The following is a 14,416-nucleotide window of genomic DNA, read 5'->3' as shown; positions in this document are numbered from 1 at the left end:
GGACAAGGAAATTTTTCCCAATATCCTATACTTTTCTATGAGAGACTGTGCCCTAAGCGTAGCTATGCCGCAGGCTTTATGGCAACGCTCAGTACAAGTGCCCAATATGCTTATTAAATAATAATTGCTAAAAAACTTTAAAGTTTAAAACTCAAAACCCGGTACTGGTAATCTTCCAAATGACAAATAACCAATGACTAATGACTAACATTCAGCACTACTTGTTGAGTCGCTATCATTGGATGAAACCATGACTGGTTGTTGATATAGTGGCACGGTGAATGTGACTGTTGAGCCAAGTCCTTCGCCCAGACTATAAAAATGTACCTCGCCGCCCATTGCCTCCACTAGCTTTTGGGATATTGCCAATCCTAAACCTGTACCGCCGTAGTGGCGAGTGCGAGAACCATCCACCTGAGAGAATAATTGAAAAAGTTTATCTTGTTTGTCTAAAGAAACACCAATTCCAGTATCCGCTACACGTACTTTCACCATGCCAGGAAACTGCTGATCTTGAAAGTTTGCCTTTTTGAGTACTAAATCGGCGCTAACGGTGACACCACCTTCATGGGTAAACTTAATAGCATTACCTACCAAATTAAGCATCACTTGTAACAACCGTTGATAGTTGCTTTGGACAATAATTTCATCAGAGGTAGGAGGCATTTGCATCTGGAAGCTGAGGTTTCTCATTTCTGCTTGGGGACGCATGAAATTTTCGACATCATGGAATAGCTCATCTAGCTTGACTGGAGCGTAAGCTAGCTCCATTTTGCCAGCTTCGATTTTAGCGATGTCCAAAATGTCGTTGATAATATTTAGCAGATGTATCGATAATTGGTGAGCTTCAGACAAAAACTGGTTTTGTTCTTCTGGATCATCTGCCATCCCTTCTAAAATCAGCTTCAAGAAGCCAATCATGCCGTTGAGGGGAGTCCGAATTTCATGAGATACATTAGCTAGAAACTCGCTTTTGAGACGGGAAGCTTCTTCGGCTTTTTGACGCGCTACTTCTAATTCTTCATATAAAGTAGCATGAGCGATCGCAGTTCCCAATTGATCTGCTGCTTCTTTTGCCAGTTCTAATTCTGATTCTGATAATGTGTAGCATTCATCCCGCCAACTCAAGGCAACCAATCCATTAGCCTGGTCTTGATAGCAAGTTGCAATCACCAAAGTTTTCTGCTGCCCAGACTGTGCATATCCAGGCATTTGCATTACAACTGGTTCTAGAGTTGCCAAAGCTTGAGCAAAGGCAGGCTCTGAAGTTATATCTATTTCTAAGCCAAGCATTGATTTGAGTGCTGACTGGTGATACTCAGCCTTTACCTCCACTTTTGAGCTAGAGGGCTGATAAGGACAAATAATACAGCGCTCTAGCCGCAGAGCCTTACCTAAACTATCAACTGTTTGCTGCCAAATAATATCTAAATCCAACGTCCGGCGGATATTTCTGGTAATGCGATTTACCACTTTTTGGTGTTGCTGCGATCGCATTGCCAAGTCTATTTGTATGGGCGTTTTTGCTGCTACAGGTACTTGTTTCTTGTTGAGTGTCGCTTGCAATAACCGTCCCATCACTAAAACTGTAGTGGCAGTCGTTCCCAAACTCGGCATAATCGGACTAATCACCAAGTCCAACTCAAATAATTCTTGCTGGTAGCTAAACCAACACTGAAACCTTTCTGGCACCAAAGTTGTCAAAATCCGGTGCAATCGTTCCAAATAAGTAACTTTATCCACCGGGACAAAGGTTTGGGTCTGGTTCAGTTCATCAACTATTTTTTCGCTATTTAACCCCAGGAGTTCGCTGTGCTGCCAACAAAAGGTCAGATAGCGCCCTGCCCCATCTTGCGTATACACCAACTCGGCTCCTAGAGTTGCTAATGAGCCATCAGTCTTACTGGGAATAGATTCCAGATTTGGGGAAAATACATTTGACAATTGGGAATTGGCAGTAATAGTCATTAATTGAGTTGGATAGACAAAGGGTATCCGACCGTAATTTTACTAAAGCTGCTCAAATTTTTGCATAAATTCTTACAGCTTTTTTTGTTTTATTGAGTATTTCTTGGTGATCTGAAACCCAGATTGGCAAACTTTACTTTTTAACTTGTATTGACAGCTGATTAATAGTGTCAATCATTCCATTCACCCCGAGGAGGAATGGGTTTACGCACAGGGGTACGTGTCAGTTCGTCATCTCTAAGGATTTCACCCCGCAACCACTGACGAATCGCCACCTCAATCACTTTACTTGGGTCATTAGTGAGATGCTGAATTTGCTCTAGTAGCTCGGAGTCCAAGCGGACAGCAATTTCTACCTTATCGGTTGGTGTTTTTTCCGCTTCGGTAGTTTTCTCTTGCATATTCATAGATTTGATAGACTCTGAATTGGTTTTGTCTAAAGCTTTGTAAAGTAGTTATATTCATAATTTGGGCTAATTCACTGAAAATCTTCATGGGGATATTTACATAGTTCCCTGAACTAGCACCAAAGTAACAGCTTTAAGTTTTAAATCGCATTTTTCATATAACTGACTAGACAAGGCCTTTAGAAGTTTTGCTGATAAATCAATGATTATGGGTAATTACGGGTGGTAATTATCCACAATCCTTACATGATCCCTACATGTACTTATTTATATTTATTGTACGCTTCTAGTTGTTGAATACTAGCAGCGACAAATAGACTTTCATAATATTCTTAAAAGTCCACCTATTTAGATCAAAATTTAAAGATGGGGTGAAGAGGGCAGGGGGCAGGGGGCAGGGGAGCAGGGGGCAAGGGGCAGGGTGAGCAGAGGAAGAAAGAATAACTAATGACAAATGACAAATGACCAATGACCAACTCAGCACTAAAAGCTAGCAGCGTCTTGGCAAAGAAAGCATTAAAATACATTAAGTAAATTGCTCTTTTAACTTTGGTTGCTGCTAAGGCAAAGATAATAGTATATGACTGACGTTCCCGCAGTTCGCATTCGCAATTTTTGTATTATTGCTCACATCGACCACGGGAAATCAACCCTCGCCGATCGCTTGCTACAAGCTACTGGCACTGTTGAAGACCGACAGATGAAGGAACAGTTCCTCGACAATATGGAGCTGGAACGGGAGCGCGGCATTACAATTAAGCTGCAAGCTGCCCGGATGAACTACACAGCTAAGGATGGTCAGCAGTATGTGCTGAACTTAATTGATACTCCTGGGCATGTGGATTTCTCTTATGAAGTCTCGCGCTCTCTTGTTGCTTGTGAAGGAGCGCTATTGGTAGTAGATGCGTCCCAAGGTGTGGAGGCGCAAACTTTGGCAAATGTCTATTTAGCGTTAGAGAATAACCTGGAAATTATCCCGGTTTTGAATAAAATTGATTTGCCTGGGGCAGAACCAGAACGGGTAATTGGCGAAATTGAAGAAATTATCGGTCTAGATTGCAGTGGTGCGATTCTTGCCTCTGCTAAAGAAGGAATTGGTATTGATGAGATTTTAGAAGCAGTTGTCGAGCGGATACCGCCACCGCCTAATACCATAAATGAGCGCTTACGAGCGTTAATATTTGATAGCTATTACGACAGTTACCGGGGAGTAATTGTGTATTTCCGGGTGATGGATGGCACAGTGAAAAAAGGCGATCGCATCCATTTAATGGCATCTGGTAAAGAATTTGAAATTGATGAGTTAGGCGTTCTTTCTCCGACTCAAAAGCAAGTTGATGAACTCCACGCAGGGGAAGTGGGCTATTTGGGAGCGGCAATTAAAGCTGTAGCTGATGCACGGGTAGGAGACACAATTACCCTCAGTAAGGCAAAAGCGGAAGCACCTTTGCCAGGTTACGCAGAAGCGAACCCAATGGTTTTTTGTGGGATGTTCCCCATTGATGCTGATCAATTTGAAGATTTACGGGAAGCTTTAGAAAAACTCGAACTCAACGATGCAGCGCTGCATTACGAACCAGAAACTTCCAGCGCGATGGGGTTTGGCTTCCGTTGCGGGTTTTTGGGCTTGCTGCACATGGAAATTGTTCAGGAACGTCTAGAACGGGAGTATAACTTAGATTTAATCATTACAGCCCCCTCGGTGGTTTATAAGGTGATCACCAACAAAGGTGAGGAACTGTATATCGATAATCCCAGCCGCTTACCTTCTCCCAACGATCGCGAAAAAATTGAAGAACCCTACGTCCAAGTAGAGATGATTACGCCGGAAACTTATGTTGGCAGCCTGATGGAGTTGTCACAAAACCGCCGTGGTATCTTCAAAGATATGAAATATCTCACCCAAGGACGAACCACACTTACTTATGAGTTACCCTTAGCGGAAGTTGTAACTGACTTTTTTGATCAAATGAAGTCGCGATCGCGCGGTTACGCCAGTATGGAATATCACCTCATCGGCTACCGTGAAAATCCTCTGGTGAAGCTGGATATCATGATTAACGGCGATCCTGTGGATTCCTTGGCGATGATTGTACACCGGGATAAAGCTTACAACGTCGGGCGGGCAATGGCGGAAAAACTCAAGGAACTAATTCCCCGCCATCAATTTAAAGTGCCAATTCAAGCATCTATTGGCAGTAAAGTTATTGCCAGCGAACACATCCCCGCTTTGCGAAAAGATGTGTTAGCCAAGTGCTACGGTGGTGATATCAGCCGGAAGAAAAAACTATTACAGAAGCAAGCAAAAGGTAAAAAGCGGATGAAATCTGTGGGTACTGTGGATGTACCGCAGGAAGCCTTTATGGCAGTACTACGCTTGGATCAAAACTGATTTAAGAGTACTAAATGCTTGCAGCGACATCTCAAAGACCGAATAAATTCGGTCTTTAGCTTATGTAAATTCTAGTAATAGATTTACCATAGCCGTTGGTTTCGACTTACCTCGGTCTGACTTTTCACGGTATCTGGAAAACCTCACTTCTATTTCTCTCTTCCTTTAAGGCTACGGTGTACACACAAGTCTTGCCGCAGCCATATCATTAATAAATCTGGCACTGCGTTTCTATTTTGCCTCGGAATAAATTCCGAGTCTCATAGCTAAAGTCCACTCAAGTGGACTGAATTAATTATTTAACGTCAGTTCGGGTTAAGAAGATTTATTCAGCGTTAGTTGACGGAAACGACGCAAACACGTTGACATATCTCAGAACCAAGCAACGGTGGGATAAGTGTTTTAGCTTATCCCGAACTCAGTTTATTTAGTCCACTTGAGTGGACTTGGGCTATCAGCCCTGAACTTCAGTTCTGGGCGGGATGTCGGTAAGCGTGACAGTTTCACTCTGACAAAAATGTGAGTAGAGAATTTTTCGACTTGTGTGTATACCGTAGCCTACACAGCGATTGATTATTTTTTTAATTGAAAGTCCCTATCTCTAGCTCACAGTTGATAACCTTTGGTAAGCTTTTACAAAATAACTGTTAAAAAATCTCAAAATTTTAGTAAACATACTCACTGCATTTGCCACTCTTGTATTTTTAGGTAAATGTAATTTTTTAGATATTTGTAAAGTGTCGGGGAATCTGGTAGATGAAGATACTGGTACTGAGTTGGGAGTTTCCGCCAAGGATTATTGGGGGAATTGCGCGGCATGTAGCGGAATTGTACCCGGAACTGGTAAAGCTAGGGCATGAAGTCCACTTAATTACAGCAGAATTTGGCCATGCGTCGATGTATGAAGTGGTTGAGGGAGTAAAGGTGCATCGAGTGCCAGTGGCACATAGTAACGACTTTTTCCACTGGGTAGTCAATCTCAACCTGAGTATGGGAGATCATGGTGGTAAGTTGATTTTAGAGGAAGGGCCTTTTGATTTAATTCATGCCCATGATTGGTTAGTAGGAGATGCTGCGATCGCTCTCAAGCATAATTTTAAAATACCACTAATTGCCACAATTCACGCTACAGAATACGGACGCTATAACGGTATTCACACAGATATTCAAGGTTATATAAGTGGCAAAGAAACCTTGCTAGCTTACAACGCTTGGCGAATTATTGTTTGTAGCAACTATATGCGCCAAGAAGTAGAACGAGCGCTACACAGTCCTTGGGACAAAATCGATGTCATTTATAACGGTATCCGAGCCGAAAAAAAACAGCATAACGTAGATTTTCATGCTTTGAATTTTCGCCGCCAATTCGCCACAGACGATGAGCAAATCGTTTATTACCTGGGTCGCATGACTTACGAAAAGGGTGTACCTATATTGCTCAATGCCGCACCTAAGATCCTTTCGCAAATGGGAGGTAACGTTAAATTTGTAATTGTTGGTGGCGGCAATACTGACCATCTCAAGCGCCAAGCCTGGGATTTGGGAATTTGGCATCATTGCTATTTTACAGGTTTTCTTTCCGATCAATACTTAGATAGATTCCAAACTGTCGCTGACTGTGCCGTTTTTCCTAGTCTTTACGAACCTTTCGGAATTGTGGCTTTAGAAAGCTTTGCTTCTCGGGTTCCGGTAGTAGTTTCTGATACGGGTGGTTTTCCAGAAGTAGTACAACATACGAAAACAGGCATTGTAACTTGGGTGAACAATCCCGATTCTTTAGCTTGGGGAATTTTGGAGATTTTAAAAAATCCAGGATATCGGCAATGGCTGGTGGACAACGCTTATGAGGATTTAAAGCGACGCTTTAGCTGGCCAAAATTAGCCAAGCAAACCGAAGAAGTATATCAGCGAGTTGTACAAGAGCGATCGCAAATTGCCTGGTAAGCATAGATCTCCGGTTTCTTCAACAAGCCAGGGATCTAGAATTTTATTTGAACAAATTTAATCAGGTTTCGGATATCATTTTTCGAGCGATCGTAGGGGCACAGCATTGCTCATTGGTGTCAACTTAAGTTCAAATGCCTGTCCCACAGGCGTTTTACCCCCCTTAATCATCCCTTGTCAAGGGGGGAAACAGGAAAATTGTTCCCTCCCCTTGACAAGGGGAGGGTTAGGGTGGGGTGACGCGGATGGTGATGGGAAGCCAGAGAACTGAATATCACGTCATTACAAGGGTTTCACGTTAAGTTGACAGGTATAAGCATTGCTGTGCCCCTAGCGTGTATCGTGATTGCATCCAAAGAAGAAGCGCTATAAACGACACAAGCAATATGGAGATTTTCGCAGAGTAGAGCAGAGAATAAATGATTACTCCGCGTTATTTTGAGTTAACAAACAGTACAAGCCCTGTACGCTGGAAATTCTACCCTCTCTAGTGCCAGAGTTAAGCTAGTACGCGTTTAAGTTGCAGATTTTTTCGTTAAAACTGTCATTTGTCATTGATTATTCATAAAAGACAACTGATAAATGACTAATGACAAAGGACGAATTTCCCGGATAAATAAGCAATTAAAATGCGTAACAGCCTAGCAATAATTGCAGTTTGCTCCAGAAGTTTAGTATGACAAAGGCATTCCCAAGCATAGCAAGGCGCTTGAAAAATATAGGAATCAAGTTGTTGAAGATGGGAACCTTCCTAATAAACCGTTTTATTGAAAGCTGGAAACGCTACTTCCTGGGTGACACTGTTGATGTCCGCCCCTCCCCCTCTTTCGACAATGCTAGACCCTCCTTAGCAGGCCCAGTCATTACTTTAGGTGGGGGTGGCCCCGATGTCGATGATGCAATCCAGTGGATGATCAACCAAGTTAGGGGAGGTAGTAACTCCGGTACTAGAGTTAATGTTGTAGTTCTCCGCACCAATGGTAATCATGATTACAATCGGTTAATTTATGCCATGAAGGGCGTAAACTTTGTGGAAACTCTTCTGATTCGCAATAGAGAAGAAGCAAATAAAGCTGAGATTTATGAAAAAGTTAGAAATGCTGATGTGATTTTCTTTGCTGGCGGCGACCAATGTCAATACATCCGTAATTGGAAAGATACCAAGCTTGAGGCTGCCGTTAAGTCAGTTTATCTTAAGGGAGGTGGTATTGGTGGCACTAGTGCGGGTGCGATGATCCAAAGTGATTGTGTCTATGATGCTTGTGCTTCTTCTGAAAAAGGCATTGAAACTAGAGATGCACTCGATGATCCCTACCGAGACATTACTTTTACTTACAACTTTTTCAATTGGAGTAATTTGAAGGGAACCATTGTAGATACCCACTTCGACAGGCGTCAAAGAATGGGTCGAATTATGGCTTTCATTGCTCGTCAAATTAAGGACGGTGTAGCTAGCAGTGTTTTAGGCATAGCGGTTAGCGAAAGTACATCGGTTCTTGTGGATAAAAACGGTTTGGTGAAAGTTATGGGTAGGGGTGACGCGTACTTTGTACTTGGCAATCATATACCAGAAGTATGTGAACCCCGAAAGCCGTTGACCTTTTCTAATTACAAAATTTGGAAAGTTCGCAGTGGCGATACCTTTAACTTGAGAAATAGACCAACTTCTGGGTACTATCTCAGGAGTGTTAAAAGGGGACGGATTGATTCAAATCCATATTAAATGGGGAGTGGGGAGTGGAGAGTGGGGAAAAGAGGACAAGCAGACAAGCTGGATGAACGGAGATAAAAGGTGGATTCATCCAGTTCAAAGACTCGTTAACGGAGATCAAAGGTGGATGAACCGAGTTATTCTAATTCCTGCTCCCTGCTTCCTGCCCCCCTACTTCTTACCAGGGAACCACGCCATCCTCATCAAAAAACCCTCCGTTAGAACCATCATCAGGTAGAGTGGCAAGTCTCACTGCTGCGATCGCTCCCTGCTCAACGGTGCGGTATCCTTGGTTTTGATTAATGTCTGTTGCTGTGAAGCCTGGGTCAGCAGCATTGATTTTAATTGGGGTATCTTTAAGTTCAGCAGCCAATAGAACTGTGATGGCATTTACTGCTGTCTTTGATGAGTTATAAGCGAGAAGCTTAGAATTAGCGAACTCATAATTTGGGTCAGAGTTTTGAGTCAGAGAACCTAAACCACTTGATATATTCACTATTCGCCCTGCTGTTGACTTCTTTAAGAGTGGCAACAGCGTTTTTGTAACTGCAAACACTCCAAATACATTTGTATCGTAAGTGTGTCGCAGTGTTTCAATATCAACTTGACTTGGTGGAAGGCGATCGCCATCACTTAAGATCCCAGCATTGTTCACAAGGATGTCAAGTTTTCCGAATTCGCTCTCGATTTGTTTAGCCGCAGAATCGATTGTTTTTTGGTTGGTGACATCAAGTTGAACTGATCGAGCATCGATCTCACTTAAACGAAGTTTATTCGCCGCTTCTTCACCACGTTTTATATCTCTTGCAGCAACAAGAACAGTAGCGCCTCTAGAACCTAGTTGGCGTGCGATCTCATACCCAATACCTTTGTTTGCACCAGTGATTAGCGCAACTTTGCCTTTCAAATCTTCTGACATATTGCTTCTCTATTTTGATAAACACTGACAACTGTTACGGTGTTGCCCAATTAAAGTATGAATCTGGATGTAGAGACGTAGCAGTGCTACGTCTCTACAAGGATTTTGGTATTATGCAAAATCATTTTCATACATGGAATCAGCAACGCCACTGTTACTATCTTCGAGCAAGTCTAGTACACTGTGCCGCAAAACAAGTGGCTTGAGCCACTTGTCTTGTTAATTGAGATAGTAGCTGGATTTACGCCGTGCTGTACTAATATATAAGTAGTATGTATCAACACAACCTTTAGGATTTAGTAATCCTACATAAGTAGTGATTTGCTGTTGTGTTCTCACTAGTAGTCATTCACACTTCAGATAGCGGTTGAGAAAATATTTGCAACCTAAACTAGCAATTGACTTAATAATTTTTGGAGAAACATAGATATGCAAACCAAACAGCTCGGTAATTCGGAGCTTCACATTACCCCAATAGGCTTTGGAGCCTGGGCGATCGGTGGAGGTGGATGGGCTTTTGGTTGGGGAGCGCAGGATGACCAGGAATCGATTGAAGCGATCGCTCGCGCTCTTGACCTCGGCGTTAATTGGATTGACACCGCAGCTATCTATGGTCTGGGACATTCGGAGGAAGTTGTTGCTAAGGCGCTCAAGGGTCGATCTAATCGCCCTTACATTTTCACTAAATGTTCAATGATTTGGGATGAAAAGGGCGAAATTGGTCGCAGTCTAAAAGCTGATTCAGTGCGGCGGGAAGTTGAAGCTAGTTTGCGCCGACTTGACATTGAAACCATTGATCTCTACCAGATCCACTGGCCTAACCCAGAGTCAGAAATTGAAGAAGGCTGGACGACTCTCTCCAAACTCAAAGATGAGGGTAAAGTTCGCTATATCGGGGTTTCAAACTTCAATGTAGAACAGTTGAAACGTATCCAAAAAATTACCCCAGTTACTTCATTACAACCGCCTTATTCGCTGGTTAAGCCTGATGTCGAAAAGGAAATTCTGCCTTTTTGCCAGGAAAATAACATCGGTGTAATTGTCTATTCACCGATGCAATCTGGCTTGCTTGCAGGAAAGATGACATCTGAGCGGGTTGCCAATTTACCAGATAATGATTGGCGCAAGAATAGTAGTGAATTTCAGGAGCCACGTTTATCTCGTAACCTGAAGTTGGTGGAAGTATTGCAAGATATTGGTAAGCAACATGATCGCTCCCCTGGTGAGGTGGCGATCGCTTGGACTTTAAATAATCCGGTGGTGACAGCTGCGATCGTTGGCGCACGCAATCCCAAGCAGGTGGAAGGGATCATCGCTGCTGGTGAATTTCGCCTCAATCAGCAGGAGCTAGATCAGATTGGTACTTTCTTGCGCGAGAATCCATAAAAGAGGTTTTGCGTAAACTTTGAATGGTGGCGATCGCATGTTTCGCCACAATATCAATTTCCTCTTGGGTATTAAACCGGCCAATCCCAAACCGCACTGAGGCATAAGCTAGCTGTTGGGGGTTTCCCAGTGCTGTCAGAACATGGGAGGGCGCAGTACTTGCTGATGAGCAAGCAGAACCAGAAGAAATCGCCATTACTGGCTGTAATCCTAGCAAAAGTGCGGCTCCATCCACCCCCTCAACGCTGATATTCAAGTTTCCCGCCAATCGTTGTTGAGGGTGTCCATTGAGATGAATTCCTTCAAGTTGGGAAAGTTGTGACCACAAGCTTTGCCTTAACTGGGTGAGGCGTTGGTTTTCTGTTGCTTGTTCAGCCAAGGCAATTTCTACAGCTTTCCCAAAGCCGACAATTTGCGGTGTATATAATGTCCCAGAACGCATCCCCCGTTCATGTCCGCCGCCGTGCTGCTGGGGAGCTAGTTGCACTCTAGGGTTACGCCTGCGGACGTACAGCGCCCCAATGCCCTTTGGCCCATATACCTTGTGTGCAGTTAGCGACATCAAGTCAATTTTCATCGCTTGCACATCCAGAGAGATTTTACCAATAGCTTGGGCTGCATCGGTATGGAAAATGATGTTGTAAGCATGGCATAGTTCCCCAATTTCGGCTATTGGCTGTAAAACGCCAATTTCGTTATTTGCAGCCATCACCGAAACCAAAATTGTCTCAGGACGGAAAGCTTTGTGTAACTCATTTAAATCAATCAGTCCATCTTGTTTAACGGGGAGAATAGTAATTTCAAAACCGAGAGTTTTTAAATAATTACAAGGATCAAGAACTGCATTATGTTCAGTGGTAACAGTAATAATATGCTGACCTTTTTTAAAATAAGCTTCAGCAACACCTTTAATAGCTAAATTATTCGCTTCTGTTGCACCACTGGTAAAAACAATTTCTTCAGGAGTGGCGTTAATTGCTCCTGCTAAAATCTCTCGCTTTTGCTTAACAGCAGCTTCTGCTTCCCAACCGTAAACATGACCAATACTTGCTGGGTTGCCAAAGTTTTCTGTGAAGTAGGGGAGCATTGCTGCTAATACCCGTTCATCTACGGCTGTAGTAGCATGGCAATCAAGGTATATAGGACGAATAGACATAATTATTAACTCAAACTTTTACTCAAATTTTTTAATACACTTAGAACTTGATACAATTCGCTTTCTCGTTTTAAAAGTGTAAATTGGTCAGACATAGCATACTTTGGTTGATTCTCTTGGGCAAGTTTCAGGAAAATAAAATCACTACCATTTGTTACTAATCCAAAAGTAGGTTTGTCTTGATTAGGATTAGCCAACATATAAACAAGTGCTTGAGGTACGGCTTCTAAAAGAGAAAAGCTAGACCTTTTAGATTCAATTACTAACAACCAGAATTGTTCTTGAATAACTAAAATATCAATTCTACCTCTAATGATTTCTCCTTCATCTTCCGCAGAAATTTGTATTGATTCCTCGCCTCTCATATAAAAAGGATCATCATAAAATCCAGCTAAATTGAGTAAAGGAGATAAAACTACTAATTTCACCGTTTCTTCTGACAAAGGAGGACGTTTGACTAGACGGAGAAAATGAAGCTTGATTCTGTCTAAATCTTGCTTTTCTAAATCTGTAATTTCCGGTAAAGTATCGAACCAATCTGTAAAAAAACCTTCACTTTCAGTTTGTTGCAGACCAAATCTTGCTTCTAAATCAGCATGGCTGACATTATGAGCTTGGATGACTTGAACCATATTAGTTTTAATTGGCGAGAAGTTTAATTTCTTACTTCAATGATAGCATTGACAGTTTCCAGATAAATTTAATAACCAAAGTAGAATTTTTGTATTAATCCTCCCTCCATTTACTTTTTTATGGAAAAATACTTTCTAGTTGATTTCTTGAGTACTTGAAAGTAAGATCCAAATATTGTTAATGACAATAATATATAAACAAATGCATAATAAGCATTAGTGTAAAACAAGATTATAAACGGAATGAAAGTAGTTGCAATTGCAAAAACTATTATGAAAGCAGCGAAGGTAGTCCGATAACTTTCGATTAGTTTAGTTTCTTTTTCAAGATTAAAATTAAAAACCCTGGAATAATCTGCTTCGTTTAGCTCTTTCCTAATTTCTTCCTCATAGCCCTGGAGATTATCTGCAAAAAAAATAATGAAAGATTGCTTAATTAGGTTCCAGAATCCAATGATTGCAACAACTAGTAATAAACTCAAAAAACCTAAAAATAGAATTCCACTTTGATCAATCTTTGGGTTTGCTAAGACGATTGCATCTACAATTGGTTTCCAAAGGGCTATAGTTGCACCAATTACTCCCATTAACTTCAAATCTTCAAAGGCACTTTTGATATATTCTTCAGCTTTCTCACTTAATCGAACATACTCTTTATAGAGATACTCTAACCTTGAATTAGAATCCATACGAACCCCCTAGACGATGTGAACTCAATTCTATGAATTCAAATACTTAATCGCAAGGTTATAGCAAAAAAACATCCAGCAGCAACGACTCTTTCATATAGCTGCTAATTCCCGTAATTTAGTTAAAACTGCCAGAGCATGACCTTTGGTTTTCACATTCGGCCAAGCATAGACAATCATTTTATCAGGTGAAATTAAAAAAGTTGAGCGAGCAACACCCATATATTCTTTGCCCATAAATTTTTTTAAGCGCCAAGCACCGTAGGCTTCTGTCAAAATATGTTCTGGGTCACTCAAGAGCGTGATTGACAAGTTATGTTTGCTGATAAATTTACAATGGGATTTACCTAAATCTGGACTCACGCCTAAGATTTTCGCTCCTAGTGCGCTGAAATCTTGATACAACTCGGTGAAATCTTTCGCTTCGGTAGTACAACCGGGTGTGTCATCTTTGGGGTAGAAGTAGAGGACAACCCACTGACTGCTGAGGTCGTCAAGAGTGACTGAATTGCCATTTTGGTCAGGGGTGGAGAAATCTGGTGCTGGTTGTCCGACTTGGGGAATGTTGCTCATGATGGAAGTGTGAGAGATTGCGTAAGCGTAGCTCGTCGTAGACATCGCTTTAGAATTGTACATAGATTAAGCGATCGGCCGACGCATTAACATTGTATCGGGATGCATTAGCATTGCAGAGGCACGCATTAACATTCAATTGGGATGCATTGGCATTGCAAGGTATTGCCAAATTTAATTCGCTACGAATTAATGAAATGCTGTACTAAATCAAATCACTTTCAACAAATGCTTTAGCAAGTTATTTCAAATCAAGCAGAAGATATATTCTTAACTTAGTTTTGCTAAAAGCTGATATTTGTAAAAATAAATACTCCTTTGAGATAAGTAACTCAGTCGAGTATTTTTGTGAGAGTTTATGCAGCAGAAGCCAGATTACGGATGCAAAACTTTAAATAAATTATTTCAGTTGAAGTTGCATTGAAACTTCTGATTATTTAATTATCAGAAAAGCTCTCAAATCTTCTATCGCAAGACATATAAATTAGCAGTGTTAGACTATTAGTTTCAATGTGTTAATTAGCCATAGTATTGCCATAATTTTGTTATCATACTGTCATCCTGATATGCAATAATAAAACATTAGCTTTAATACATGGAGAGCTATATTTATTTTTAAAATAGTAGGCGGTGTGACAA

The 14,416-nt window shown here is 41.5% G+C and carries 11 protein-coding genes; 4 read left to right on the top strand and 7 right to left on the bottom strand.

What is annotated here, in order from left to right; genetic code table 11:
• Positions 1-204: 204 nt before the first annotated feature.
• Positions 205-1,968: an ATP-binding protein gene (locus tag RMZ43_RS25230; RefSeq protein ID WP_322652852.1), complete on the bottom strand. Its 1,764-nt coding sequence runs from the start codon at positions 1,966-1,968 to the stop codon at positions 205-207.
• A 170-nt stretch (positions 1,969-2,138) separates the two neighbouring features.
• Positions 2,139-2,375, bottom strand: a complete 237-nt coding sequence (locus RMZ43_RS25225; protein WP_322649922.1) for a hypothetical protein — start codon at positions 2,373-2,375, stop codon at positions 2,139-2,141.
• Between the two features lie 580 nt (positions 2,376-2,955).
• Here RMZ43_RS25225 and lepA point away from each other — a divergent pair.
• The 3 genes from lepA to RMZ43_RS25210 all read left to right on the top strand — a co-directional run bounded on the left by lepA (position 2,956) and on the right by RMZ43_RS25210 (position 8,434).
• Entirely contained in the window at positions 2,956-4,767 is a 1,812-nt protein-coding gene (lepA, locus tag RMZ43_RS25220) for a translation elongation factor 4 (protein WP_322649921.1), read from the top strand.
• A gap of 756 nt (positions 4,768-5,523) precedes the next feature.
• The gene (locus RMZ43_RS25215) at positions 5,524-6,711 is read left to right on the top strand and encodes a glycosyltransferase family 4 protein (RefSeq protein WP_322652851.1); all 1,188 of its coding nucleotides are present in this window, start codon (positions 5,524-5,526) and stop codon (positions 6,709-6,711) included.
• A 676-nt stretch (positions 6,712-7,387) separates the two neighbouring features.
• The gene (locus tag RMZ43_RS25210) at positions 7,388-8,434 is read left to right on the top strand and encodes a cyanophycinase (protein WP_322652850.1); all 1,047 of its coding nucleotides are present in this window, start codon (positions 7,388-7,390) and stop codon (positions 8,432-8,434) included.
• Between the two features lie 166 nt (positions 8,435-8,600).
• Here RMZ43_RS25210 and RMZ43_RS25205 read toward each other — a convergent pair whose 3' ends face one another.
• On the bottom strand, positions 8,601-9,341 hold the full coding sequence (locus RMZ43_RS25205) for an SDR family oxidoreductase (RefSeq protein WP_322652849.1): 741 nt from the start codon (positions 9,339-9,341) through the stop codon (positions 8,601-8,603).
• A gap of 429 nt (positions 9,342-9,770) precedes the next feature.
• Between RMZ43_RS25205 and RMZ43_RS25200 the strand changes: the two genes are divergently transcribed.
• Positions 9,771-10,727, top strand: a complete 957-nt coding sequence (locus RMZ43_RS25200; RefSeq protein ID WP_322652848.1) for an aldo/keto reductase — start codon at positions 9,771-9,773, stop codon at positions 10,725-10,727.
• Here RMZ43_RS25200 and RMZ43_RS25195 read toward each other — a convergent pair.
• From RMZ43_RS25195 to bcp, 4 genes are all read right to left on the bottom strand, one after another.
• Positions 10,675-11,883, bottom strand: a complete 1,209-nt coding sequence (locus RMZ43_RS25195; protein ID WP_322649916.1) for a cysteine desulfurase family protein — start codon at positions 11,881-11,883, stop codon at positions 10,675-10,677. The genes RMZ43_RS25200 and RMZ43_RS25195 overlap by 53 nt on opposite strands.
• A 5-nt stretch (positions 11,884-11,888) precedes the next feature.
• On the bottom strand, positions 11,889-12,515 hold the full coding sequence (locus RMZ43_RS25190; protein WP_322649915.1) for a type I restriction enzyme HsdR N-terminal domain-containing protein: 627 nt from the start codon (positions 12,513-12,515) through the stop codon (positions 11,889-11,891).
• 110 nt (positions 12,516-12,625) lie between these two features.
• Positions 12,626-13,204 carry a hypothetical protein gene (locus RMZ43_RS25185; protein WP_322649914.1) on the bottom strand — a complete coding sequence of 193 codons (579 nt, stop codon included), beginning with the start codon at positions 13,202-13,204 and terminating at the stop codon, positions 12,626-12,628.
• Between the two features lie 93 nt (positions 13,205-13,297).
• Positions 13,298-13,777, bottom strand: a complete 480-nt coding sequence (bcp, locus tag RMZ43_RS25180; RefSeq protein WP_322649957.1) for a thioredoxin-dependent thiol peroxidase — start codon at positions 13,775-13,777, stop codon at positions 13,298-13,300.
• Positions 13,778-14,416: the final 639 nt, after the last annotated feature.

This window comes from Nostoc sp. CmiVER01, from assembly GCF_034531135.2.
Lineage (GTDB): Bacteria > Cyanobacteriota > Cyanobacteriia > Cyanobacteriales > Nostocaceae > Nostoc.
The sequence above is the reverse complement of the archived record's forward strand: the minus strand, read 5'-3'. Positions and strand labels throughout refer to the sequence as shown.